Genomic DNA, 25,474 nt, shown 5'->3' with positions numbered 1-25,474 from the left:
GATCGCCGGGCCCCTGTGGAGGACAAGTGGCGGAACCGGGGTCCGGCCGCCGCGAAGGATCAGTTGCCCAGGTCCTCGACCTTGGGCAGGGCCAGCTCCTCGCTGCGCGGCAGTTCCTCGACGTTGACGTCCTTGAACGTGATGACGCGGACGCTCTTGACGAAGCGGGCGGAGCGGTACACGTCCCACACCCAAGCGTCCTGCAGGGTCAGGTCGAAATAGACTTCGCCGTCGGCACTGCGGGCCTGCAGATCCACATGGTTGGCAAGGTAGAAACGCCGCTCGGTCTCGACCACATAGCTGAACAGCCCGACGACGTCACGGTACTCGCGGTAGAGCTGCAGCTCCATGTCGGTCTCATAGTTTTCAAGGTCCTCGGCACTCATGGTTCCATCTTGCACCATCCGGTGCCGCCCGCGCGCCACACGACGGCGGGGGCACCCGCCGGTTAGAGCAGCTGCCAGCTGACCCGGTGGTACGGCGAGGGACCGGCAGCGCGGAGGGCTTCCTTGTGTGTGGCGGTACCGTAGCCCTTGTTCACGTCCCAGCCGTAGACCGGGTATTCGTTGTGCAGCTCGCACATCATCCGGTCGCGCTCGACCTTCGCGATAATGCTGGCCGCGGCGACACTGAGGCACTGCATGTCGGCCTTCACCAGGGTGTGCACCGGGGCGTCGCAGCCGGGTTCGGCGGGAGCGTCGTCGAACAGCGAGGGCTGCAGATCCGGCGAGAGCCAGTTGTGGCTGCCGTCCAGCAGGACCACCTCGGGCCGGACGCCGGCGGCCAGGACGGCGAACCAGGCCCGGTTGCCGGCCAGCCGGAGCGCGGCGATGATTCCGAGGTCGTCGATCTCCTTCGCGGACGCGTGCCCGACGGCGGAGGCGACGCTCCAGTGCTGGACGACGGGCACCAGCCGCTCCCGGTCCCCGACCTTGAGCAGCTTGCTGTCCCGGACGTCGGCCAGGAGCTTCGGTCGCTCCAGGTCCACGACGGCGATCCCCACGCTGACAGGGCCGGCGAGGGCGCCGCGGCCGACCTCGTCGATGCCCGCGAGCAGCCGGGCGCCGGAGCCGCGGAAGCGGCGTTCGTAGTCGAGGGTGGGGGCAATGGACATGGCGGTCGGCTTACTTTCCTTCCGGGGCCGGCACGCTGCGGAAGACGTCCGGATAGTTGTCCAGGGCCGAGATCCGGTTCAGCGGCCAGGCGATGACGGCGGCCTTGCCTTCAATGTCGGATTCGTTGACGAAGCCGCCGTTGGTGTCCATATGGGCGCGCGAATCCGCGGAGTGGTTCCGGTTATCACCCATGACCCAGACCTTGCCCGCCGGGACCACGACGTCGAAGTCGCGGACTTGGGGGATTTCTGCGGGGTTGACGTACTTCTCGTCCAGCGGCGCGCCGTTGACGGTGAGCTGTCCACCGGCGTCGCAGCAGACCACGTGATCGCCGGGGAGCCCGATGACGCGTTTGACCAGGTGCTGTTCGGAGTTGTCCGGGAGCAGGCCGACGAACGTCAGCCCGTCCTGTACCGACGTGAACGGCCCCTTGGTCTTCGGCGCGGCCGGGGCGAGCCAGCCCTGGCTGTCCTTGAACACCACGACGTCGCCGCGCTGGAGCGCCATGGGCTCGGGCACGAGGAGGTTGACGAAGATGCGGTCGTTCACATCTAGGGTGCTGACCATGGATTCGGACGGGATGTAGAAGGCCCGGAACAGGAAGGTCTTGATCAGGAAGGACAGCACAACCGCAACGATCACGACGGTGGCGACTTCCTTCAGCCACAGAAAGAGCGGGCTGCGTCCCTCGCGGGCCTTGGCCTTTTTGGCCCGGCGGGAGGACGCGCCAGCGTGGGCGGGACCCGCGGGCCGCGGGCCCGCCGGCTCGGCGCTCGACCGGTCAGCGCTCGACCGGTCAGCGACCGGCGCTCCGGATTTTTCGCCCTGCGACACCGGCGCCGTGGCTGCCGTACCGTCAACAGCCCCAGCAACCCGCCCCGCACCAGCACCAGCGCCTGTACTAGCACCCGCACCCGCGCGAGCACCTGGACCCGCATCCGCGGCACTTTCGCCCGCGACCCGCGCCTGCGGCAGCCGGGTGGTCGGGAGTCCGGCCTGTTGCTCGTCGGGGATTGCCGAGGAGGTAACCCGCGGCAGGTCCTGGCCCTGTGGATCAGGAATGCGCGGTTCTGGCTCGGGCATCTACTGTCCGTTCGTCGTCGTCGTTGCCGCGGCCTGTTCGGGCCGCGCTACTGCTGCAAATCTATCAAGCGGCCAGATGATCTGTACCGGCCGGCCGATGACGCGTTCCAGCGGCACCATGCCGCCGCCCGGGGCGCCGAGGAGGCTCCTCGAATCGGCCGACGCCGAACGGTGGTCCCCCATGAGCCATAGCCGCCCCGCCGGCACCTCAACACTGAATTTCGTTTCGCTCGGGGTGTCCCCGGGATACAGATAGGGTTCCGCAATTTGCTGGCCGTTGACTGTGAGCCGGCCGCCGGCGTCGCAACACACCACCCGGTCTCCGGGCAGTCCGATGACTCGCTTGACGTACGTGGTGTCGCTGCCCGCAAGGCCCAGCCAGTGTCCGGCGTCGGCGAGGGCGTCCACCACGGGTCCCTTCCCGCTGTTCAGCGGGGCGAAGGAGCCGCGGCCGTCGAAGACCACGACATCACCCCGGCTCAGGGATGCGGGCTCGACGGCGGTCCGTGCCACGAGGATCCGGTCCCCCGTGAGCAGGAGCGGCTCCATGGAGGCGGACGGGATGTAGTAGATGTCCACCCACAGCGAGCGGACCACGGCGCTGATGGCCACCGCAAGCACAACGGCCAGCAACGCAAAACGCCAGCCCGGGTTCCTGGGCTGGCGTTTTGGCTGATCCATGTTCCGTATCCCTTGGCGCTGTGGTGAACTGATTGGCGCTGTTGCGGATAGCTCCGGCGCCGCACTAGCTGACGCACCGGGTACGGTCCGTGGGCCCGCGGTGAAAGCCTTTGTGAAAGTCTGGAAGGCTTACTTGGCGGTCTGGAAGTCGCGCTTTTCCTTGATCTTCGCGGCCTTACCACGCAGTGCACGCATGTAGTAAAGCTTGGCGCGGCGCACGTCACCCTTGGAGACGAGCTCGATCTTGTCGATGATCGGGGAGTGCACCGGGAAGGTACGCTCCACGCCCACACCGAAGGAAACCTTGCGGACGGTGAAGGTTTCGCGGACGCCATCGCCCTGGCGGCCCAGGACGAAGCCCTGGAAGACCTGGACGCGGGAGTTCTTGCCTTCGATGATGTTCACGTGAACCTTGATGGTGTCACCCGCGCGGAACTCGGGAACATCGCTGCGCAGCGAGGCTGCGTCTACGGAATCGAGGATATGCATTGATCCACTCCTGGTGAACGCCACAGGTCACTCACTTTGGGTTACGGCGGCCAAGCCCGGGGGCAGGCGCCGCCCGGAAATTTCCGCCGAAAGTTTGTCAATCCGGCCCTGTCAGGACTAGACGGGGCCGGGGTGCCGGGCTGTTGGTAGCGCTCCCCCTGTGGCAGGTTCGCAACCCAGCAGGCACAAGGACTAATTTTGCCACAATCAACCAGAACAAACCAACCAGGACCTTTCGGCTGCGGAGCGGCTAGGCGTCCGGGCGGCGCAAGAGGTGCCCGTCGACGACGTCGTAGCCGAGGTCAGCGAACGCCGTACGGTCCGCGCGGGGCAGCGCGCCGGCGTCGAACTCGTCAAGGAGGTCGGGGCGGCGCTCCGCGGTGCGCCGGTACTGCTCGTGCCGGCGCCACTGGGCAATCTTGCCGTGGTTGCCGCTCAGCAGCACCGCCGGGACGTCCCGGTCCCGCCAGCTGGAGGGCTTCGTGTACACCGGATACTCGAGCAGCCCGTCCGAGTGGGACTCCTCCACGAGGGATTCGGGGTTGCCGACGACGCCGGGCAGCAGCCGGCCGACGGCCTCGACCATGGCCAGCACGGCGACTTCGCCGCCGTTGAGGACGTAGTCCCCCAGGCTCATGGGGCGCACCGTGAAGTGGTCCGCGGCCCACTCCAGGACCCGCTCATCGATGCCCTCGTAGCGGCCGCAGGCGAAGACCAGATGATCCTCCTCCGCGAGCTCATGCGCGATGGCCTGGGTGAACCGCTCTCCGGCCGGCGACGGGACGATCAGCACCGGCTTGCCGGCGGATCCGGGAACGGCGGCACCCACGGGGCGCGCAGCCGCGACCGCCGTGAGCGCCTGGGCCCAGGGCTCCGGCTTCATGACCATGCCGGCCCCGCCGCCGTAGGGGGTGTCATCGACGGTCCGGTGCCGGTCCGTCGTAAACGCACGCAGGTCGTGGACCTGCAGGTCCAGCAGCCCGTCCTGACGGGCCTTGCCGATCAAGGACAGTTCCAGCGGGGCCAGATACTCCGGAAAGATGCTGACGACGTCGATTCTCATCTACGCGTTGCTCCCCGCGCCGGCACCTTCGGGTCCCTGCTTGTCAGTACCCTGCAGTTCGGCGGCCGGCGATTCAGCGGCCTCGTCGGTGTTGACCTCAAAGAGCCCGGGCGGCGGGGTGACCAGGACGTATTTCTCACCGACGTTGACCTCGGGCACGATCTGCTCCACGAAGGGGACAAGGACTTCGTTGCCCTCGTCCGTGGTGACCACCAGCAGGTCCTGGACCGGCATCGTGTGCAGCGCCGAGACCTTACCGACCACAGCGTCGCCCACGCGGACGTCCAGGCCCACGAGCTCGTGCTCGTACCAGCCTTCGTCGTCGTCCTCGTCGATATCTTCGGTCTCGATGAACAACTTGGCGCCGCGGAGTGTCTCGGCGTCATTGCGGGTCTCGATTTCCTCGAACGCCAGCAGCAGGATGTCCTTGTTCCAGCGGGCGCTGAATACCGTCAGCGGGCCGGAGGAGGCGGGCTCCACGATGAATCGCGTGCCGGGGACAAAACGGTCGCCGGGCGCATCGGTCAGCACCTGGACGGTCACTTCGCCGCGGATGCCGTGGGGTTTGCCGATTCGTGCCACCTGGAGCTGCATCTGGTCCTCTGTTCGGGGTTGGTCGTGTGGAGTGGGGCTGAAAGCAGACCGGCCCCTCCACCATCTGGTGAAGGGGCCGGCCTTTTAAGACAAGTAATGCTGAACGCGTTAGCGGCGGCGGTCCGTGTCGACGACGTCGACCCTGACCGGCTCACCGTCCGCCAGCGCCGCAACCACAGTGCGCAATGCGCGTGCGGTCCGGCCCTGCCGGCCGATCACCCGTCCGAGGTCGTCCTGATGAACGCGCACCTCGAGGGTTTCCCCGCGGCGGTTGTTCTTCGCACTGACCTTGACGTCCTCGGGGCTGTCAACAATCCCTCGGACCAGGTGTTCGAGCGCTTCTGCCAGCAATTTACTCAGCCTCGGTGGTCTCTGCGTCGGCGGCGTCGGCGGGAGCCTCGGCAGCTTCGTCCTTCTTAGCCTTCTTGGTGATGGCTTCCGGGATGATCACGGAACCCTTTTCCGGGGTAACGAAGGCAGCCTTGGGGGCCTTGGTCTTCAAGGTGCCCTCCTGGCCGGGGAGACCCTTGAACTTCTGCCAGTCGCCGGTGATCTTGAGGATCGCGGCAACCTGCTCGGACGGCTGTGCGCCGACGCCGAGCCAGTACTGGGCACGGTCCGATTCGACCTCGATGTACGAGGGCTCTTCGGTCGGGTGGTACTTGCCGATCTCTTCGATGGCACGGCCATCACGCTTGGAGCGTGAGTCCATGACGACGATGCGGTAGTACGGTGCGCGCATCTTACCGAAGCGCTTAAGGCGAATCTTTACGGCCACTTTTGTGGTCACTCCTGTTTCTGAAACGGGGTCGAGCCCGGCGTTCTGCACCCGTGGGGCGGGCCATACTAGGGGGTTCTAAAGGACAAGATCCGGACGCGGAGAGAGGGGCCACGCAGATCAAGTACCTGTTCATTGTGCCAGATCACCGGCAAGATTTCGACTTGACACGGTCCCGGCGCAGGAACGCCCGGCCCGGGCGGGGCCGTCGGTCCCGATCGGACGTCCGGTCAGGACGTCCAGACGTACAGCCCGGACCTGGTGGCGGGGTCGACTTCCGCGGCGAGCTCGGCGATCCGGCGGACGTAGCTCCTGGCCTCGTCCGGACCGAAGGGCATGTCTTCCTCGTTGGCCCAGTTCACGGCAACGTCCTCAAGGACGTCGCCGTCCCCTTCGGTCTCATAGCTGAGCAGTTCCGCCAGGGTGCGGACCATGGCGGAGGGCACGCCGAGCAGCGCGTCGCTTGCCACGTCCACCATGGCCAGTTCGTAGTCCGCGCCAGGGGCGTGTACGGCCACCCCGGCGAGGTCGCCGAGGCGTTCCACCTCGAAGTCGCTGATGTCCGGGATGCGAACGGCGCCCGCGGCTGCCTGCGCGCCACTTTCGAGTGCGCCGGCGCGCTTGAGGGCCTCTTCGTGGGTGGACACAAAGATTTCGGTGAATCCCATGCAGCTAGTCCTTTAGGGTTCGGCGGCACATTGTCCGCTGTTGTCGGCGTCGCTTCAGCCTAGCGTGCCTTCAGCAAACGGCTCCGGGGGACATGCCCTGCCCGGCCCGCGAGCACTGGACATGTTCCCCAGCGGACCTAACCTCTGGCGGACATGCCCTTCCCGGCCCGCGACCACTGGACATGCTCCTCGGCGGACCCAACCTCTGGCGGACATGACCTTCCCTGACCGCGACCACTGGACATAATGTCAATATGCCCAATGCCGGGCCTGACCAATGGACATGCCCAGCGGTGACACCGGCCAAGGGTGGACATGCTCCCCGGCGCGGGCACCATCCGGTCTCCCGGGGACATGCTCTACCCTGCCCGCGACCACTGGACATGCTCCCCGGCGGACCTAACCTCTGGCGGACATGCCCTACCCAGACCACGACCACTGGACATGATGCCAATATGCCCATTGCCGGGCCTGACCAATGGACATGTCCAGCGGACTCGCCGGCCACGGGTGGACATGCTCCCCCGGCCCGGCGGCTTTCACCGACCGGCGGCCTTCACCGGCCGGCGGCTTTCACCGAACGGCGACGCGGATCCGGTTGCGCCACGGGTCTTCAAAGCGCAGTTCCGCGCCGGTGTGGTGCGAGTCGACACCGGCGACCCGGAGCCGGTCGGCGAGGGCTCCGACGTCGTCGCCAGACGGCACCTCGATAAGCACTTCACCCAGGCCCAATGTGTCGCGCCGGGGACCGGCGCCGCGGCTGTTCCACACGTTCATGGCCATGTGGTGGTGGTAGCCGCCGGCCGAGACGAACAGCGCCTGGCCGTGCCAGCCCGCCGTCTTTTCGAACCCGAGCGTGCCGACATAGAAGTCGTGCGCGGACTGGACGTCGCCGACCTGCAGGTGGACGTGCCCGACGCCGGCGGCGGCGTTCCGCTGCCCGGCGACGGACTCTTCGGTCAGGTACTGCTGCAGGTAGCGCTGCGGCGGCAGGGCCAGGCTGTCCATGACCACGTTGTTGCCTTCCCAGGACCAGGCTTCGCGGGGCCGGTCCCAGTACAGCTCGATGCCGTTGCCTTCGGGGTCGTTGAAGTAGAAGGCTTCGCTGACCAGGTGGTCGGCGCTGCCCGTGAAGGACTGGGGCTCATACTGGGCCGCGCTGGCGATGGTGGCCGCCAGGGAGTGCTGGTCTTCGAAGAGTAGGGCGGTGTGGAAGAGCCCGGCTTCGCCGCGGGAGGGAAGGTTCAGACCCGGCGCGGGCGCCAGGTGGACCAGCGGCTTCTGCTGGCGTCCGAGGTAGAGCCCGCCGTCCTGTTCAGCCACGATGTCCAGGCCGAGGGCACGCTGGTAGTAATCGGTCATGAGCTTCATGTCGCCAACCTTGAGCATCACAGTGCCCATAGTGAGTGCGGCAGGAAGGAGATCCTGGGTGCTGGCTTCTGCGGTCATCGAAACTCTCCAAGGGTTCTGTGGCCGCCGGGTTTCGGCGACCTGTGCATACAGTTAAATTACTTGAAGCTTCAATTTATTCCTAATGGAGGAGCTGGCCCCGCAGCACTATGTGCCGCGGTCCGCCGAGGGTGCCAAGGTGCTGCCGGGGGTCCTCGGCGCACACCAGGACATCGGCGCTGGCCCCCTCGGCAATGCCTTCCGCCCCGAGCCACGTCCTTGCGGACCAACTGGCGGCGTCGAGGGCGGCGGCGGCCGGCAGGCCCGCGGCGTGCAGGGCCTGGATCTCGTCCACGATCCGGCCGTGGCTGATCACGCTGCCGGCGTCAGTGCCGGCATAAATGGCCACCCCGGCCTCGTGGGCTTCGAGGATCCGCTCCTCCCTGCGCTCCCACAGCGAGCGCATGTGCGCGGCGTAGCGTGGGAACTTGGCCTCCGCCCGCGCGGCGATGTCCGGGAAGGTGGCGATGTTGATCAGGGTGGGGACAATCGGCACCCCTTGTTCCACGAAGCGCGGCAGGTGCCGGGGCAGCAGGCCGGTGCCGTGCTCGATGCAGTCGATTCCGGCGTCGAGCATGTCATCCAGCGTGTCTTCGGCGAAGCAGTGCGCGGTGACGCGGGCGCCTTCATCGTGGGCAGCCCGGACGGCGTTCTTGACGGTCGCGGCGGGAAAGCTGGCAGCGAGGTCGCCGGCGTCGCGGTCGATCCAGTCCCCCACGATTTTGACCCAGCCGTCGCCCGCGCGGGCCTGCTTCCGCACCGCCTCGACCAGTCCGTCCGGCTCCACCTCGACGGCGAGGCCCCGCAGGTAGCGCCTTGCGCGGGCAATGTGCCGGCCGGCACGGATGATCCGCGGCAGGTCGGCCCGCTGCTGGATCCAACGGGTGTCGTGGACGGCACCGGCGTCGCGGACCAGCAGCGTCCCGGCGTCGCGGTCGGTAGCGGCCTGCTGCTCGGCGACGTTGTCCGGGACGTCCCCATCCGGGCCGAGCCCGATGTGGCAGTGCGCGTCCACCAGGCCGGGGATGACCCAGCCGTCCAGCACGAGGTCCGGCGCGGCACTGGGGCGGTTAAAGGTCAGCCTGCCGTTGACGGACCAGAGCCCGCACCGTTCCTGGTCGGGTCCGGTGAGGACGGGGCCAGTGAATGCAATGATGCCGATCATGGCACCCAGCCTAGCCCCCGCGTTGACCCTGGCGGCCCGTCACACTCGCAGGCCGGCGCCGGGGACGTGGTAGCTTCGTCTACGACCACACGGGTGCCCCTGCAGGGGCTGAGATCGGGCTGACGCAGCCTGCGACCGTTGAACCTGTCCGGGTAATGCCGGCGAAGGAAGTGAGTAGTCCTTTGAGCACCACAGAAACACAGCACAGCCCTGTCCAGAATGAGCACAGCCCTGCCCAAACCGAGCCTGCCGCCCCCACGCAGTCGTTGAAGTCCCACTCGCTGGCCTTCACGACGGACCCGGAATACGGCCTCCGCGTCCCGGTGACCGAAATTGCCCTGGAGCCCTCTCCTGGCGGGGTCGAAAACCCGCCGTTCCGGGTCTACCGAACGGCCGGTCCGGGCAGCGACCCGGTCTGCGGGCTCGAGCCGTTCCGTACCCCGTGGATTGAGGCGAGGGCGGACACGGAGCCCTACGATGGCCGGGCCAGGGACCTGCTCGACGACGGCAAGTCGGCGGTGCGCCGGGGTGCGGCGTCGGCGGAGTGGCGGGGCGGGCGCCCGGCGCCGCGCCGCGCCGTCGACGGCCGGACCGTGACGCAGATGCGCTATGCGCGGGACGGGGTGATCACCCAGGAGATGCGGTTCGTGGCCCTGCGCGAGAACTGCGACGTCGAACTTGTCCGCAGCGAGGTGGCAGCGGGCCGGGCGATTATCCCCAACAACGTCAACCACCCCGAGTCCGAACCGATGATCATCGGCAAGGCCTTTCTGGTGAAGATCAACGCCAATATCGGCAACTCCGCGGTGACCAGCTCGATCGCCGAGGAGGTCGACAAACTTCAGTGGGCCACCCAATGGGGCGCGGACACGGTGATGGACCTGTCCACCGGGGACGACATCCACACGACGCGCGAATGGATCATCCGCAACTCCCCCGTCCCCATCGGCACGGTCCCGATCTACCAGGCGCTGGAGAAGGTCAACGGCGAAGCGAACGCCCTGACCTGGGAGATCTTCCGCGACACCGTGATCGAACAGTGCGAGCAGGGCGTGGACTACATGACCATCCACGCCGGCGTGCTGCTGCGGTATGTGCCCCTGACGGCCAACCGGGTCACCGGCATCGTGTCCCGCGGCGGTTCCATCATGGCCGGCTGGTGCCTGGCGCACCACCGGGAGAACTTCCTCTACACCCACTTCGACGAGCTGTGCGAGATTTTCGCGAAGTACGACGTCGCGTTCTCCCTGGGCGACGGCCTGCGGCCAGGGGCGACGGCGGACGCGAACGACGCCGCGCAGTTCGCCGAACTGGACACCCTGGCCGAGCTCACGCAGCGGGCATGGGAGTTCGATGTCCAAGTGATGGTGGAGGGTCCGGGACACGTGCCCTTCCACCTCGTCCGGGAGAACGTGGAGCGCCAGCAGGAACTCTGCAAGGGCGCGCCCTTCTACACGCTGGGGCCGCTGGTCACCGACGTCGCGCCGGGGTATGACCACATCACCTCGGCCATCGGGGCCACGGAGATCGCCCGCTACGGCACCGCCATGCTGTGCTACGTCACGCCCAAGGAACACCTCGGTCTGCCGAACAAGGACGACGTGAAGACCGGCGTGATCACCTACAAGATCGCAGCCCACGCCGCCGACCTCGCCAAGGGCCATCCCGGCGCGCACGAACGCGACGACGCCCTGTCCAAGGCGCGGTTCGAGTTCCGCTGGCGGGACCAGTTCGCGTTGTCCCTGGACCCGGTCACCGCAGAGGCTTTCCACGATGAGACGCTTCCCGCGGAGCCGGCCAAGACGGCGCACTTCTGCTCCATGTGCGGACCCAAGTTTTGCTCCATGCGGATCAGCCAGGACATCCGGAACGAATACGGTTCAGCTGATTCACAAGCGGCCCTGGCGCAGATGGCGGCCGGGATGCAGGCCAAAAGCAATGAGTTCCTGGCCTCGGGCGGCAAGGTCTACTTGCCGGAGCCCGCCGTGGGCGAACCCGCCGTAGGCTGACCAGCCGTTTCTCAGGAGGCCCGCGCGTGCCGGCGCCGGCTGACCTCGGCGATGAACGACCGGATGGCCCGGTCCCCTTCGGTTGAGTCCTGGGGCCGGTGCCCTCCCGGGGCGGTGCGGTGCAGCGCACCGGTCTCGCGGAGGTAGCCGGCGATTTCCTCGTAAAGCGGTTCCCAGCCGCCGGTGAGCACCAGCGTCGGCACGCCCGGCACGATCTGCAGGGGGGCATCCCACGGCGGCGCCTGCAGCCGGAGCCGGCGGGCCGAGCGGAGGGCCTCCGGCGTCGTGGCCCCCGGGGCGTCTGCGGCGAAGGCACGTCGGATGAACTCCCGCTGGAAGTCGTCGTCGCTGAGGCTGTGCCGGACGTCGTACAGCGGCTGCATGAGGGCACGGTGCGCGGCGGTGGCCGGCAGCTCCGCGGTCAGCGACAGGCAGGCCGGTTCCACCAGGGTCAGGGACTGGACGAGGTCCGGCCGCTCCACCGCGGCCATCATGGCGGAGATGGCGCCCTGGGAATGGGCCACCACATGGCCGCCGGCCTCACCGCGGCCGTCGTCGGCCAGCGACGCGAGCACGATCGCGGCGTCGGCGGAGAAGCTGGATTCGAGCGGTTCGGCAACGGGGTCAAACCCGTGCCGCCGCAGGAACAACGCGTCGTAGTCCAGCGCCATTCCGTGCTGCTTTGGCCACGCGGCAGCGCCGAAGCTGCCGTCCCCGTGGACGAAGACTACGCGCTGCTTGAACATGGTCTAACCCTATGGCACCGGACCGCTTGAGCCGCCGTCGACACAGCCCCGGCGGCGCCAGCCGGTGGTGGCTACTTGCTGCCGCCGAGGAACTTGTCGAAGCCCTTGGGCAGATTCAGCTGGGACGGATCGAAGTCGCCGCCCTGCTGGCCGAACGACGCTCCGGTGGGCAGGGCCTTGGCGCCGGCCGCGCGCCGCGCCTCGGCGTCGCGCAGTTCCTGCGCCGCCTTGGCAGGGTTGCCGGAGCGCGCCTTCTTCTTCGGCGCGTTCTTGGCTCCCTTGCGGGCACCGCCGCCGTTCATGCCCGGCATTCCCGGCATACCGGGCATGCCGCCGCCGGCGGCCATCTTCTTCATCATCTTTTGGGCCTGGGCGAAACGCTCCAGCAGCCCATTGACCTCGGAGACGTGCACACCGGAACCGCGGGCAATGCGTGCCCGGCGCGAGCCGTTGATGATCTTGGGAGCCACGCGCTCGTGCGGGGTCATCGACCGGACGATGGCTTCGACGCGGTCGATCTCGCGCTCGTCGAACTGCTCCAGCTGCTGCCGGATGTTCTGCGCACCGGGCATCATCATGAGCATCTTCTTCATGGAGCCCATGTTGCGGATCTGCTGCATCTGGGCGAGGAAGTCGTCCAGGGTGAAGTCTTCCTGGTCGGCGAACTTCTTCGCCATCCGGGCGGCCTCGTCCTTGTCCCAGGATTTCTCGGCCTGCTCGATCAGGGTGAGGACGTCACCCATGTCCAGGATGCGCGAAGCCATGCGGTCCGGGTGGAAGAGCTCGAAGTCGTCCACGCCTTCACCGGTGGACGCGAACATGACCGGCTTGCCGGTCACCGAGGCGACAGAGAGCGCGGCACCGCCGCGGGCGTCGCCGTCGAGCTTGGAGAGCACGATGCCGGTGAAGTTGACGCCCTCGTCGAAGGCCAGGGCCGTGTTGACGGCGTCCTGGCCGATCATGGAGTCGATCACGAACAGGACTTCGTTCGGGACGATCGCGCGGCGGATCTGGCGCGCCTGCTCCATCATGTCGGCGTCGACGCCGAGACGGCCGGCGGTGTCCACGATCACGACGTCGTGGAGGGTGCGCTTGGCTTCCTCGACGCCGGCACGGGCGACGGCGACCGGGTCGCCGGCAGGGTGGTCAAGTTCGGTGGACGTGGCGCCCGGGTGCGGGGCGAACACTGGGACGCCGGCGCGCTGGCCGACCACCTGAAGCTGGGTGACGGCGTTGGGGCGCTGGAGGTCGCAGGCCACCAGCATGGGGCTGTGGCCCTGGGCCTTGAGCCACTTGGACAGCTTGCCGGCGAGGGTGGTCTTACCCGCACCCTGGAGACCGGCCAGCATGATGATGGTGGGTCCGGTCTTGGCGAGCCGGATCCGGCGGGTCTCGCCGCCGAGGATCTCCACGAGCTCCTCGTTGACGATCTTTACGATCTGCTGGCTCGGGTTCAGTGCGCCGGACACCTCGGCGCCGAGGGCACGCTCGCGGACGCGGCCGGTGAATTCCCGGACGACGGGAACGGCGACGTCAGCGTCCAGGAGGGCACGCCGGATCTCGCGGACCGTGGCGTCAACGTCCGCCTCGGTGAGGCGGCCCTTGCCACGCAGATTCTTGAAGGTTGCTGTCAACCGGTCAGAGAGTGAATTGAACACGCGCCGTGCACTTCTTTCAGTGGATCTACAGGTGGCGGCCGGTCCGGCACGCCAGCGTCGCGGCTGGTTTTCGCCTGAACGAACCGCCTCGACAACGGGACTCGACTATCTAGGGTACCAAGATGCGCCTCCAAGATGGCATGCTGGCTTAGATGACCAGCCAAACGACTGTAAAAACCCTGCTCATCCTGGGCGCCTCGGGCGATCTCACCGGCCGGCTCCTGCTTCCCGGGCTGGCCCGGCTGGTGGCCCGCGGCCGTGCCGACGGGCTGGTGCTGGCCGGGGCGGGATCGGAGCCCTGGACGGCCGAACAGTGGCAGGGACGCGTCGAGGAGTCCTTCGCGGACGAGGACTCCCAGGCCGACGCCCACGGCAAGCGGGAGCTGAAGCGGCTCCGGCAGGACAGCAGCTACCACCAGCTCGACGTCACGGCCAAGGGCCAGCTCGCCGGGCTGCTGGCAGAGCTCGAGGGGCCCGTGGCCGTCTACTTTGCGCTCCCGCCGCGCGTCAGCCAGCTGGCGTGCGAGGCGCTAACCCCGGCAGAAGTGCCCGCCGGTACCCGGCTGGTGATGGAGAAGCCGTTCGGCTCCGACGAGCAGTCCGCGCGTCACCTGAACGCGACGCTGGCCGCGCTGGTCCCGGAGGACCACATCCACCGGGTGGACCATTTCCTGGGCAAGGCGACCGTCCTAAACATTCTGGGCCTGCGCTTTGCGAACACGTTCTTGGAGCCGGTGTGGAACCGGCAGCACGTTGAAAAGATCGAGATCATCTTTGACGAGGACCTCGCCTTGGAAGGCCGTGCCCGTTACTACGACGGCGCCGGCGCCCTGCGGGACATGATTCAGAGCCACCTGCTGGAGATCATGGCCCTCATGGCGATGGAGCCGCCGGCGTCCGTGGACGAACGCGACCTGCGCGATGCCGTGGCCACGCTGTTGCGCGCCAGCAGCATCAAGGCCCCGTACCGGGAGACCACGCGCCGGGCCCGCTACACGGCAGGCTCCATCAATGGCCGGAAAGTCCCGGACTACGCCAAGGAGGACGGCGTGGACGCGTCCCGGGGCACCGAGACGCTGGCCGAAGTGCAGCTCGCGATCGACAACTGGCGCTGGCAGGGCGTGCCGTTCATCCTCCGCTCCGGCAAGGCGCTGAGCAACAAGCGCAAGGAAGCAGTGGTGACCTTCCGGCCGGTGCCGCACCTGCCGAAGGGATTCACCGGCGTGGACGCCCCCAACAAGCTGAGGATCGGTTTCGGCCCGGACACGCTGGCGTTCGACGTCGATGTGAACGGCCCGGGTGATGTCCTGAGCCTGGACCGGGCCACGCTGGAGGCCGAGCTGAGCGCCTCCGACCTCCTGCCGTACGGTGAAGTGCTGGAGGGCGTCCTGGCCGGCGATCCGCTGCTCTCCGTGCGGGCGGACACTGCCGAGGACTGCTGGCGGATCCTGGCGCCGGTGCTGAAGTCCTGGGCCGCCGGGCATGTCCCCCTGGAGGAATATCCTGCCGGAAGCCCCGGCCCGGAGGGCTGGCCTACCTAAGCCCCGGCCCGGAGGGCTGGCCTACGCAGGGCGCAGCGGGAAGCCGGAAGCAGACACAACAAAGCGGGCCGGATGCCTTTTCAGGCATCCGGCCCGCTGTGTCAGCGCCGTGGTCGGCGGAGGGGCAGCTAGATGGCCGCCGCGCCTCGCTCACCGGTGCGGACCCGGACAGCTTCGAATACATCCATCGTCCAGACCTTGCCGTCGCCGGCCCGGCCGGTGTTGGAACTGGCGATGATGACATCGAGGATGTCGTCCGCCTGTTCGTCGGTGGCCAGCACCTCAACCCGGATCTTGGGCAGGAGGTCCACGTTGTACTCGGCCCCGCGGTACACCTCGGTGTACCCGCGCTGCCGGCCGTAGCCGCTGGCTGCGCTGACCGTGAGGCCCTGCACGCCGTAGGCTTCCAGGCCTTCGCGAATCGCCTCAAGCTTTTCCGGACGGACGATTGCCGTGATCAGTTTCATGCCCCCACACTTTCCTTACCTGTTGAGTTGTGCTTGCCGTTGGATGCGGCGTCCACCGGAGCTGCCTCGTCTGACTGGCTCTTGCCGGTGATGAGTTCGTGGAGCGGCTGGAAGCTGCCGCCGTGGCCGCCGACGCCGAACTCGTAGGCCGTCTCTGCGTGCAGGCTCAGGTCCACGCCGACGACTTCCTGTTCCTGGGAGACCCGGAAGCCCATGAGCTTGTGGATCGGGAAGGCGATGATGAACGTCATCACGGCGGTGAAGACGATGGCCATCAGTGCCGCGAGGCTCTGTGCGACCAGCTGCGTGGTGCCGCCGCCGTAGAACAGGCCCGCAGCGCCCTGGGTCGGGGTGGCCAGGAAGCCGATTGCCACGGTGCCGATAACACCGGCGACGAGGTGGACGCCGACGACGTCGAGCGAGTCATCGTAGCCGAACTTGAACTTCAGGCCGACGGCGAGCGCGGAGGCGATACCGGCAGCGACGCCGAGGGCGATCGCACCCAGCGGGGAGACGTTGGCGCAGGCCGGGGTGATGGCGACCAGGCCGGCGACGACGCCCGAGGCGGCACCGAGGGAGGTCGGGTGGCCGTCGCGGAAGCGTTCGACGGCGAGCCAGCCGAGCATCGCGGCGGCCGGGGCAGCCAGGGTGTTGATCCAGATCAGGCCGGCCTGCTCAACGGTGGCGGCGGCACCGGCGTTGAAGCCGAACCAGCCGAACCACAGGATTGCGGCGCCGAGCATGACAAACGGAATGTTGTGCGGGCGGTGGTTCGGGTCCTTGCCGAAGCCCTTGCGGTTGCCGATGATCAGGACCAGGATCAGGCCTGCGACGCCGGCGTTGATGTGGACTACGGTGCCGCCGGCGAAGTCGATGACCGGTGCGAAGGTCTGGCCGAACCAGCCGTCAGCGGAGAAGAGGCCGCCGCCCCAAACCATGAAGGCCAGCGGCGCGTAGACCAGGGTTGCCCAGATCGGGGTGAAGACCACCCAGGCGGAGAACTTGGCGCGGTCGGCGACGGCCCCGGAGATCAGGGCCACCGTGATGATGGCGAAGGTGGCTGCGTAGCCGACCTTGAGCAGATCGGCCGGTTCGGTGAAGCCGTGGAGGCCGAAGTGGCTGAACGGGTTGGCGAAGATCTGGAAGAAGTTTTCGTCGTTGCTCGTGGCCATCGAAGCGCCCCACAGGACCCACGTGATGCCAACGGTTCCAATGGCGACGAAGCTCATCATCATCATGTTCAAGGCCGACTTGGCCCGAGTCATGCCGCCGTAGAAGAATGCCAGGCCCGGGGTCATGAACAGCACGAGTGCCGCGGCGACCAGGAGCCAAACGAGACCTGCGGTGAGTTCCATGGTCTGCGTCCTCTCTTGCTATTAGGTGCGGAGTAGTCCGCCGGTCCCAACGCATTATTTGCGTTCTACAAAAGAGTTTCGCGGTGCTGTGTTTCGCTGGCGGAGGATTTGCATTGCCAGCTTGTTACAAGAACCTCCCGGACGTAAATGGTGCATCTCACACTTGTTACGGTTATGTTTCACCGGTTTACTCCCGCCTTAGAACGCGCTGCCGATCGGCCCGCCCTGCCCCAAGGATGAAGTCACTATGAGCAACACCTCCCGCCCCGCCGGCGAAGCCGCCCCCCAGGTGCCTGCCGGTGCCCCGGGCCGCCCCCGGCTGCCCCGGGACATCAAGGTGATGCTGGTTGCGGCTTTCCTGATCGCCCTCGGATTTGGCCTCGTCGCACCGGTGCTCCCCCAGTTCGCGACCACGTTCGACGTCGGTGCGACGGCGGCGGCCGTGATCGTGAGCATCTTCGCCTTCATGCGGCTCATCTTCGCCCCGGCCGGCGGCGCCCTGATCGTGAAGCTGGGCGAGCGGCCCGTGTACGTCGCCGGGCTCCTCATTGTGGCGGCGTCGACGGCGGCCTGCGCCTTCGCCCAAAACTACTGGCAGCTGCTGGTGTTCCGCGGCCTTGGCGGGGCCGGGTCGGTGATGTTCACCGTGGCGTCCATGGCGCTTGTGGTCCGGCTCGCGCCGCCGGAGAGCCGCGGCCGTGTCTCCGGGGCCTATGCCTCGGCCTTCCTGATCGGCAACGTCTGCGGCCCGATTGTCGGCGGCCTGTTGGCTAACTTCGGCCTTCGAGTACCGTTCCTTGCCTACGCTGGGGCCCTGGTCCTGGCGGCCCTTGTGGTGCAGACCCAGCTCAACCACGTCCCGACCGGCTCGCGGCAGTCCGGCGCCACGGCCCCGGCGATGGAGCTGCGGGACGCCCTGCGCGACAATGCCTATCGAGCCGGCCTGTTTTCAAGCTTTGCCAATGGCTGGGCCACCTTCGGCGTGCGGATGGCGACGGTGCCGCTCTTCGCCGTCGTGGCCCTGGGTGCCGGTCCGGAATCGGCCGGCTGGGCCCTGGCCGTGTTTGCGGGCGGGAACGCGGTGGCGCTGACGTTCTCGGGCCGGCTGGCGGACAGCCTGGGCCGCAAGCCACTGCTGGTCTCCGGGCTGGTGGTCACCGGCACGGCTACGGCGGCCATCGGTTTCACGCACCAGCTGCCCTGGTTCCTGGCCGCATCCGCCTGCGCCGGCATCGGATCCGGGCTGCTGGGGCCGGCGCAACAGGCCGCAATTGCCGATGTGATCGGCAACGAGCGTTCCGGCGGCCGCGTCCTCGCCGTCTTCCAGATGGCTGCGGACAGCGGCGCGATCGTCGGCCCCGTGATGGCTGGCCTGTTGGCGGACCGGCTGGGTTACGGCTGGGCCTTCGCCGTGACGGGCGCCGTGCTGCTGGCTGCCGCCGCCGTGTGGCTCTTGGCCCGCGAAACCCTGGTCCGTCCCGCGGCCGAACAGGCCTGACCAGCCAGTCCGCCGCCACAGTCGGTCGCCGCGCACAGAGCCCGCCCCGCGACCCTGGGGTCAACAGCGGCCAAAGTCCTTGACTAAGCTGGGGACACTTGCCACAAACCTCCGGAGGTAATCCCCCATGGCCAGATTCGACTCTTCCCCCGGGAAAGCCGATAGCCCTGACCCCCGCAACACCGCGAATGCGGGGACAAACGCGGGGAAGCAGAGGAAGCGTTCACGGATCGTCGCCGGTGCCGGAACGGCCGTCGTCATCGCAGCCGCGGTGGTGCTGATTCCACTCTCTCTCGGAAGCCCGACACCGGCCCCGCCCGCGCCGCCGGCCTCTTCCGGATCCGCCCCGGCTTCCACCCCGGCACTCACGCCGGCAGAGGTGGGACCGCGCGTGACGTACTACGCCCAGCCGGGTCCGCCGGCCGGGTCGCCGCTGGAAAAGGTTGAGCCCCTCAAGGTCGACGTCTCCAGCGACCTCGTGGGCACGGCGCTGAACAAGGGCACAATGGGGATCTCCCTGGAGGCCACCGACCTGGCCGATCCGGATCTCAGCAGCGATAACGCGTCGATGGTGAAGCTTCTCAAGGAGCTCGACCAGCCGGTCCTGCGCTTCGGGGGCAACGCCGTCGACCGGCGCTTCTTCTGGACGTCCACGGGCGAGGCCGTCCCCGCCGATTACAAAGGCGACAAGACCCACCCGGTCAAGGCCGTGGGACCGGCAGACCTGACCCGGCTGAAGACGCTCCTGGAGGCCGGTGATGCCAAGGTCACCCTCACTGTGGACCTGGGCCACTACAACCCGGCCCGGGCCGCGGACATGGTCAAGAATGCCTCGCAGATCCTCGGTGACCGGCTGCTCAGCATCACCGTGGGCAACGAGCCCAACGGCTTCGTCTTCAACGATGTGAAGACCGACGGCTACAGCGTGGACCAATATGTCCGGGAGCTGAAGGATTATGCCAGCGCAATCTATGCGGTGGCGCCCAACGTGCCCATCTCCGGGCCGGGCGCCTTTGACTCGAAGTGGTGGCAGCCCTTCGTCGATGCGGACATCCCGCAGAAGAAGGTCCTGACGTTCCACCACTACCCGCTCTCCGACTGTGACGGCAACGTCCCCCAGGACTCGCCCACCATGGCAAACCTGGTGAGCCACACGATGCACGACCGTGCCATCGACTACCAGAAGGCGGCCCTCGCTGTGGGCCGTGCCGCGGGCCTGGAGACCTGGATTCCGGAAACCGGGGTCTCGGCGTGCCCCGGTTCCAACGAGACCTCACGCACCCACGCCTCGGCGCTGTGGGCGGCAGACTATGCCCTCACCGCCGCCCAGCTAGGCATTACCCGAGTCAGCTTCCACAGCTCCCTGCTGACGTGCAAGGGCGGGCCGCCCCTGTCCGCCATCTGCAGCGCCGGCACCTACCCGTTCGGAAACGGCAAGATGTCCGGCCGGGCCAACTTCTACGGCATCTCCATGGTCGCCGAGCTCGAGGCCGGAAAGTTCCTGAAACTGGGCAGCTCCGGCGGCGGCCTGGCGTTCAACTACGCGCTGCAGCACGCGGACGGCAGCACCAGCGTGGTGATCATCAATGAAAACGATCCCGAAAAGGCCGAGCAGACTTCCGTCACCCTGAACCTGCCGGGCAAACCCGTGACCGGGACCATGACGCAGCTCAGCGGCCCCAGCTACGCGGCCGAGGACCAGACCGTCATCGACGGCGTCAAGTCCGAGCCGACGCCCCTTGCCAAGCGCGCGACGGTGCCCGGCTTCGCCTACAAGTCAGGGACACAAAACTTCAAGCTCACGGCCGGAACAGTGACAGTCCTGAACTTCAAGTACTAGCCACTTAAGCAAAGGGTGCCCCGGTCCACAGGACCGGGGCACCCTTTTTTGCTGCGGCAGGTTTGTTGCGGCAGGGCTAGTTCAGCAGCGCGTCCACGAAGCTTTCGGCGTCGAACGGCGCGAGGTCGTCGGCGCCTTCGCCGAGCCCGATCAGCTTGACCGGGACGCCCAGGGACTTCTGGATGGCGACGACGATGCCGCCCTTGGCGGTGCCGTCCAGCTTGGTCAGGACGATGCCGGTGATGTTGACGACCTCGGAGAACACCCGGGCCTGGTTGAGTCCGTTCTGTCCGGTGGTGGCGTCCAGGACCAGCAGGACCTCATCCACCTCGGCCAGCTTTTCGATGACGCGCTTGACCTTGCCGAGCTCGTCCATCAGGCCCACCTTGTTCTGCAGGCGTCCCGCGGTGTCGATCATGACGACGTCGACCTCCTGGTCGATGCCGGCCTTGACGGCCTCGTAGGCCACCGATGCCGGGTCGGCGCCGTCGATATCCGACTTGACGGTGGGAACGCCGACGCGCTGGCCCCAGGTAGCCAGCTGCTCGGCGGCGGCGGCGCGGAACGTGTCGGCCGCGCCCAGCAGCACGTCCTTGTCCTCGGCGACCAGCACGCGCGCCAGCTTGCCCACGGTGGTGGTCTTGCCGACGCCGTTGACGCCGACCACCATCATGACGGCGGGCTTGTCCGCGTGACGGTCAACGTTCAGGCTGCGGTCCATGGTGGGATCCACGAGCTTGATGAGTTCCTCGCGGAGCAAGGCCTTGACGTGCTCGGGCGAGCGCGTGCCGATCACCTTGACGCGTTCACGGAGCGCGTCCACAAGCTGCATGGTCGGTTCGGTGCCAAGGTCGGCCAGCAGCAGGGTCTCCTCGACCTCGTCCCAAACGTCGTCATCGATCTTGTCGGCCGAGAGCAGGGCCAGGAGTCCCTTGCCCAGGATGTTGTTGGACTTGACCAGCCGCTCGCGCAGCCGGATGAGGCGGCCGGCCACCGGCAGCGGGGTCTCCACCGGCACGGTTTCCAGGCCGGCGACGTCGTCCGGCACCTCGACCGTTTCCAGGCCGTCGAGGTCGACGCCGCCCGGTGCCGCCCGTTCGGGGGCCGGCGCCGTTGACGGACGGTCCTCCACAAGGGTTCCGGCTCCCAGCACGGGGTCGTTTTCGTCACGCGGGCCGAGATACTTCCGGGTGGTCTTACGGCTCCTCATGAGCACCGGGATCAGCACACCGAGGACCACCAGGACAGCGAGAATGGGCAGGATGATGGGGAGGATGTCGTTCACTCCCCTAGCTTCTCACAAACCCCAAATGGGCTGTGGCCAGCGCATTCGTTCTGCCTGGGCATCGTCCTGCTCAAACCGCCGCCCGGGAAACCGCGGCGCAGGCCTCCGGACTCAGACCTCCGCGCCCAGCCTCTGGCTGATGACCGTGGAGACGCCGTCGCCGCGCATGGTCACGCCGTACAGGGCGTCGGCGACTTCCATGGTGCGTTTCTGGTGCGTGATGACGATCAGCTGGCTGGATTCACGCAGCTCTTCGAAGATGGTGATGAGCCGGCCCAGGTTGGTGTCATCGAGCGCGGCCTCCACCTCGTCCATGACGTAGAAGGGCGAGGGCCGCGCCTTGAAGATGGCCACCAGCAGGGCCACCGCCGTCAGGGAGCGTTCGCCGCCGGAGAGCAGCGAGAGCCGCTTGATCTTCTTGCCGGCGGGCCGGGCCTCCACCTCGATGCCGGTAGTGAGCATGTCCGAGGGGTCGGTCAGGACCAGCCGGCCTTCACCGCCCGGGAACAACCGGGCGAAAACCCGGACGAATTGCCGTGAGGTGTCCTCGAAGGCTTCGGCGAAGACCCGCTGCACGCGCTCGTCGACTTCCTTGATGATGTCCAGCAGGTCTTTGCGGCTGGATTTCAGGTCTTCGAGCTGGGTGCTGAGGAACTGGTGGCGTTCCTCCAGCGCAGCAAACTCCTCAAGCGCCAGCGGGTTGACTTTGCCGAGGGCCGCGAGGTCGCGTTCGGCCTTTCTGAGCCGCTTTTCCTGTTCCTCACGGACGAACGGCTTGCCCTCGACAATCTCGCGGCCGTCCTCGTCCACCGGAGCACGCAGGGCGGCCCACTTGTCTTCCCCTGCACCGGCCGGCACCGGGACGGGCTGGTCCGGACCGTAGTCAGCCACGAGCTGGTCGGCCGTCAATCCGAGGTCCTCGACGCTCTTGAGTTCCAGCGCTTCGATCCGCAGCCGCTGCTGGGCGCGGGCGAGCTCATCACGGTGCACGGAGTCGGTGAGTTCGGCCAGCTCGCGGGCCAGGGCGTCGTTGCCGCTGCGGACCGCGGCAAGGTCGCGTTCCATCTCTTCCCGGCGTTCCTCCGCGCTGTCCCGTTCCCGTCGGGCCAGCTCCACGGACACATCCATGAACCGGGTCACTTGCTCCACGGCCGTAGCGACGGCGCCGGCGCGGCGGGCCTGGAGCGCGCGGCGGCGGGCCCGTTCCGCGGCTTCCTCGCGGGCGCGGCGCTCGGTGGCGGCGGCGCGTTCCAGTGAGGCGGCCCGGTTTCGCGTGGCCGCGAGTTGTTCCTCGGCGCTGCGCAGCGCGAGCCGGGCCTCCATCTCGGCCGTGCGCGCCAGCGACGCGGCCAGGGCAAGAGCGTCGCGCTGCTCCGGGGAGGGTTCCTGCTCCGCCGGGGCTTCCTGGGCCGCGGCGAGCCGCGCGGCCACTGCTTCGAGTGCATCCTGTTCGCTGACGATGTTGGCCTCGGCCCGGGCCAGGGAAGCGTTGAGGCGCTCACTTTCGCCGACGGCACTGCGCAGCACCGAGTTCAGATGGCCGAGCCGTTCGGCGACGGCCGCGAGCTTTGCGTCCGAGTCGTGGAGTTTCGCCAGTGCTGCTTCCGCGCGGTCCTCGGCTTCGGCGCGCCGTGCCCGGGCGGCAGCGAGGGCGAAGCGGTTGCGTTCGAGCCCGGCAGCGACGGCGGCCAGCTTGGCGGCGGCGTCGTCGACGGCGGCCTGGACTTCCAGCAGCGAGGGCGCCGTGGCGGAGCCGCCGGTCACGGTCAGCGCGGTAAAGACATCGCCCGCCAGGGTCACGGCGGTGAGCCCGGGATGTTCGGCGATCAGCTGCGCCGCCGATCCGAGGTCCTCGACGACGGCGACGCCGGCCAGCAGGGCCGGCAGCGGCAGTCCGGCAGCGTCCGGTCCCGTTACGGAAACCAGCTCCGCTGCCCAGCGCGCGCCCGCGGGAAGCGGAGGCCCGCCCGGGACTGCTCCGCCCCGGGCGCCGGCGGCCGCGTCGGCCAGCAGCAGCACGGCGCGTCCGGCGTCGTCATCGCGCAGCAGCTGCACGGCAGCGGCGGCCGTCTCCCGGTCGCGGACCACGACGGCTTCAGAGGCGGCGCCTAGCGCCGCGGCGACGGCGGGCTCGAATCCGGCTTCGACCGTGATCATGGAGGCCAAGGCACCCAGAACGCCGGAGGCCAGGACCCCGGAGGCCGCGTCGAGCACGTGCCCGGAGCCGTCCTTCCGGTTCAGGCCGAGCTGGAGGGCGTCGCGGCGGGCCACGAGGGCGCCGCGTTCCCGCTCGCCCTCGCGCTCGGCCGCTTCCAGCTCGTCAATCGCGGCGAGGACGGCGTCCAGGTTTGCGCTGGCCGCCTCATACTCGGCGTCGAGCGATTCTTCTCCGTCTTCCACGCCTGCCGCCTGCGACTCGAGCGCGGAGAATTCGCTCTGCGCCTGACGCCGGCGCTCCTCGCCGGCCTTTTGGGATTCGCGGAGGCGTCCGAGTTCGGCCTGCGCAGACTCCACCCGGGACCGCGCCGCGCCCACCTGTCCCGCGAGCTTCGCCAGGCCCTCGCGCCGGTCCGCGGCGGCCCGCAGCAGGGCGGCCAGCCGCTTGTCCTCTGCGGCGGCGGCCTGTTCGGCGTCCTGCTTGGCGGCGGTGGCGGCGTCCAGCGCCTGGGTCCGGTCCACGATCTGCCGTTCCAGCCCGGCCTGTTCGTCGCGGACGCGGGCGGCCTGCTTCTCCAGCTGGTCAGGGTCCCGGCCGGTGTCCGGAACCGCGTCGGCGGCGCCGAGCAGCCGGCGGCGTTCCTCGGCGAGCGAGCCGAGGGACCGGAACCGTTCGCGCCCTGTGGAGAGCGCGTACCAGTTCTCCCGGGCGGCGTTCAGCTTGGGCGTGGCCTCGGCGGCGAGTTGTTCGAGGGTGGCCTGGCGGTGCCGTCCGGTTTCGAGGTCGCGTTCGACGACGCCGCGGCGCGCCTTGAGCGCCGATTCATCCGCGACATCCTGGGCCAGCGCGGACTGCAGTTGGACGAGGTCGTCGGCCAGGAGCCGCGACCGGGCGTCCCGGACCTCGAACTGGACGCTCTGGGCGCGCCGGGCCACTTCCGCTTGTTTTCCCAGCGGCGTGAGCTGGCGGCGGATTTCGCCGGTGAGGTCGCTGAGCCGGGACAGGTTGGCCTGCATGGCTTCGAGTTTGCGGACGGTCTTTTCCTTGCGGCGGCGGTGCTTGAGGATGCCGGCGGCCTCCTCGATGAAACCGCGCCGGTCCTCCGGGGTGGCGTGCAGGACTTTGTCCAGCTGGCCCTGGCCGACGATGACGTGCATCTCGCGGCCCAAGCCCGAATCGGAGAGCAACTCCTGGATGTCCAGCAGCCGGCAGCCAGCGCCGTTGATGGCGTACTCCGAGCCGCCGGTCCGGAACAGGGTGCGCGAGATTGTCACCTCGCTGTATTCGATCGGCAGGGCGCCGTCGCTGTTGTCGATCGTCAGGGAGACGTGAGCGCGGCCCAGGGGCGGCCTGCCGGAGGTGCCCGCGAAGATCACGTCCTCCATCTTGCCGCCGCGGAGGGTTTTGGCGCCCTGTTCGCCCATGACCCAGGCCAGCGCGTCCACCACGTTGGATTTGCCCGAACCGTTGGGGCCGACCACGGCGGTGACGCCTGGTTCGAATTCAAATGTCGTTGCCGAGGCGAACGACTTGAATCCCCGGACGGTCAGGCTTTTGAGGTGCAAGGTGTTTCGGGTCTCCTGCTCGGCGGGCTGGGGGTCTGTTCGATGAAAGGCTTCGATGAAAGGCGGTATCGATGAAAGGCTGTATCGATGAAAGGCTGTGGCCCGGGTGTTCGGGACGGCCCCGGATACATACAATCTACTGCGGAGTTGTGACAATTCTGCGCAGTACCCCTGCGACGCCGCCGCTGATGCCGCGGGCGGCATATGCGGAAAGTGGCGTGTAACGGGCATAGTTAAGCTCTTGAGCCTGTGCTTGACCGGGGCAGT

At 68.0% G+C, this 25,474-nt stretch carries 22 protein-coding genes and 1 riboswitch; of the genes, 4 read left to right on the top strand and 18 right to left on the bottom strand.

What is annotated here, in order from left to right; translation table 11 throughout:
* Positions 1 to 59: 59 nt before the first annotated feature.
* From BM372_RS06000 to BM372_RS05940, 12 genes are all read right to left on the bottom strand, one after another.
* Positions 60 to 386 carry a DUF2469 domain-containing protein gene (locus tag BM372_RS06000; RefSeq protein WP_018773443.1) on the bottom strand — a complete coding sequence of 109 codons (327 nt, stop codon included), beginning with the start codon at positions 384 to 386 and terminating at the stop codon, positions 60 to 62.
* A gap of 62 nt (positions 387 to 448) precedes the next feature.
* Positions 449 to 1,114, bottom strand: a complete 666-nt coding sequence (locus tag BM372_RS05995; RefSeq protein ID WP_090953191.1) for a ribonuclease HII — start codon at positions 1,112 to 1,114, stop codon at positions 449 to 451.
* 10 nt (positions 1,115 to 1,124) lie between these two features.
* Positions 1,125 to 1,949 carry a signal peptidase I gene (lepB, locus tag BM372_RS05990; protein WP_090953189.1) on the bottom strand — a complete coding sequence of 275 codons (825 nt, stop codon included), beginning with the start codon at positions 1,947 to 1,949 and terminating at the stop codon, positions 1,125 to 1,127.
* Between the two features lie 249 nt (positions 1,950 to 2,198).
* Complete coding sequence (gene lepB, locus BM372_RS05980; protein WP_090953188.1) at positions 2,199 to 2,879, bottom strand: signal peptidase I; 681 nt, start codon at positions 2,877 to 2,879, stop codon at positions 2,199 to 2,201.
* A 129-nt stretch (positions 2,880 to 3,008) separates the two neighbouring features.
* On the bottom strand, positions 3,009 to 3,368 hold the full coding sequence (gene rplS / locus BM372_RS05975; protein ID WP_090953186.1) for a 50S ribosomal protein L19: 360 nt from the start codon (positions 3,366 to 3,368) through the stop codon (positions 3,009 to 3,011).
* Between the two features lie 250 nt (positions 3,369 to 3,618).
* On the bottom strand, positions 3,619 to 4,431 hold the full coding sequence (trmD, locus tag BM372_RS05970) for a tRNA (guanosine(37)-N1)-methyltransferase TrmD (RefSeq protein ID WP_090953184.1): 813 nt from the start codon (positions 4,429 to 4,431) through the stop codon (positions 3,619 to 3,621).
* The gene (gene rimM / locus BM372_RS05965) at positions 4,432 to 5,025 is read right to left on the bottom strand and encodes a ribosome maturation factor RimM (protein WP_090953182.1); all 594 of its coding nucleotides are present in this window, start codon (positions 5,023 to 5,025) and stop codon (positions 4,432 to 4,434) included.
* Between the two features lie 108 nt (positions 5,026 to 5,133).
* Complete coding sequence (locus BM372_RS05960) at positions 5,134 to 5,376, bottom strand: RNA-binding protein (RefSeq protein WP_018773450.1); 243 nt, start codon at positions 5,374 to 5,376, stop codon at positions 5,134 to 5,136.
* Position 5,377: 1 nt separating this feature from the next.
* Entirely contained in the window at positions 5,378 to 5,803 is a 426-nt protein-coding gene (gene rpsP / locus BM372_RS05955; protein WP_090953742.1) for a 30S ribosomal protein S16, read from the bottom strand.
* A gap of 230 nt (positions 5,804 to 6,033) precedes the next feature.
* Entirely contained in the window at positions 6,034 to 6,471 is a 438-nt protein-coding gene (locus BM372_RS05950; protein WP_090953180.1) for a hypothetical protein, read from the bottom strand.
* A gap of 573 nt (positions 6,472 to 7,044) precedes the next feature.
* Positions 7,045 to 7,920 (bottom strand): VOC family protein, encoded by an 876-nt coding sequence (locus BM372_RS05945; protein ID WP_090953178.1) that lies wholly within the window; start codon positions 7,918 to 7,920, stop codon positions 7,045 to 7,047.
* Positions 7,921 to 8,002: 82 nt separating this feature from the next.
* Positions 8,003 to 9,085 (bottom strand): amidohydrolase family protein, encoded by a 1,083-nt coding sequence (locus tag BM372_RS05940; RefSeq protein WP_090953176.1) that lies wholly within the window; start codon positions 9,083 to 9,085, stop codon positions 8,003 to 8,005.
* Positions 9,086 to 9,164: 79 nt separating this feature from the next.
* Positions 9,165 to 9,272, top strand: a riboswitch (TPP riboswitch).
* On the opposite strand from BM372_RS05940, the gene thiC reads away from it, so the two are divergent.
* Positions 9,268 to 11,094 carry a phosphomethylpyrimidine synthase ThiC gene (gene thiC / locus BM372_RS05935; RefSeq protein ID WP_090953175.1) on the top strand — a complete coding sequence of 609 codons (1,827 nt, stop codon included), beginning with the start codon at positions 9,268 to 9,270 and terminating at the stop codon, positions 11,092 to 11,094. It overlaps the preceding riboswitch by 5 nt.
* An 11-nt stretch (positions 11,095 to 11,105) precedes the next feature.
* On the opposite strand, the gene BM372_RS05930 is transcribed toward thiC, so the two are convergent.
* Positions 11,106 to 11,840: an alpha/beta hydrolase gene (locus tag BM372_RS05930; RefSeq protein WP_090953173.1), complete on the bottom strand. Its 735-nt coding sequence runs from the start codon at positions 11,838 to 11,840 to the stop codon at positions 11,106 to 11,108.
* Positions 11,841 to 11,911: 71 nt separating this feature from the next.
* Positions 11,912 to 13,498, bottom strand: coding sequence for a signal recognition particle protein (gene ffh, locus BM372_RS05925; RefSeq protein WP_090953171.1), 1,587 nt, complete (start codon positions 13,496 to 13,498; stop codon positions 11,912 to 11,914).
* A 152-nt stretch (positions 13,499 to 13,650) separates the two neighbouring features.
* Here ffh and BM372_RS05920 point away from each other — a divergent pair, with 152 nt between their 5' ends.
* Positions 13,651 to 15,039, top strand: a complete 1,389-nt coding sequence (locus tag BM372_RS05920) for a glucose-6-phosphate dehydrogenase (RefSeq protein WP_090953169.1) — start codon at positions 13,651 to 13,653, stop codon at positions 15,037 to 15,039.
* Between the two features lie 128 nt (positions 15,040 to 15,167).
* On the opposite strand, the gene BM372_RS05915 is transcribed toward BM372_RS05920, so the two are convergent.
* Positions 15,168 to 15,506 (bottom strand): P-II family nitrogen regulator, encoded by a 339-nt coding sequence (locus tag BM372_RS05915; RefSeq protein WP_018773460.1) that lies wholly within the window; start codon positions 15,504 to 15,506, stop codon positions 15,168 to 15,170.
* Positions 15,503 to 16,861, bottom strand: coding sequence for an ammonium transporter (locus BM372_RS05910; protein ID WP_090953166.1), 1,359 nt, complete (start codon positions 16,859 to 16,861; stop codon positions 15,503 to 15,505). Before BM372_RS05910 ends, BM372_RS05915 begins: the two co-directional genes overlap by 4 nt.
* Before the next feature lie 247 nt (positions 16,862 to 17,108).
* On the opposite strand from BM372_RS05910, the gene BM372_RS05905 reads away from it, so the two are divergent.
* Together BM372_RS05905 and BM372_RS05900 are read left to right on the top strand one after the other, a co-directional pair.
* A complete protein-coding gene (locus tag BM372_RS05905; RefSeq protein ID WP_177235912.1) occupies positions 17,109 to 18,359 on the top strand; it encodes an MFS transporter in 1,251 nt (416 codons plus the stop codon).
* Positions 18,360 to 18,486: 127 nt separating this feature from the next.
* Entirely contained in the window at positions 18,487 to 20,199 is a 1,713-nt protein-coding gene (locus BM372_RS05900) for a hypothetical protein (RefSeq protein WP_256214073.1), read from the top strand.
* A 76-nt stretch (positions 20,200 to 20,275) separates the two neighbouring features.
* On the opposite strand, the gene ftsY is transcribed toward BM372_RS05900, so the two are convergent.
* Positions 20,276 to 21,484, bottom strand: coding sequence for a signal recognition particle-docking protein FtsY (gene ftsY, locus BM372_RS05895; protein ID WP_090953163.1), 1,209 nt, complete (start codon positions 21,482 to 21,484; stop codon positions 20,276 to 20,278).
* Between the two features lie 111 nt (positions 21,485 to 21,595).
* Positions 21,596 to 25,207, bottom strand: coding sequence for a chromosome segregation protein SMC (gene smc, locus BM372_RS05890; protein ID WP_177235911.1), 3,612 nt, complete (start codon positions 25,205 to 25,207; stop codon positions 21,596 to 21,598).
* Positions 25,208 to 25,474: the final 267 nt, after the last annotated feature.

Origin of the sequence: Arthrobacter sp. ov118 (assembly GCF_900116495.1) — a bacterium.
GTDB lineage: Bacteria > Actinomycetota > Actinomycetes > Actinomycetales > Micrococcaceae > Arthrobacter.
This window is presented reverse-complemented; position numbering and strand designations above follow the sequence as displayed.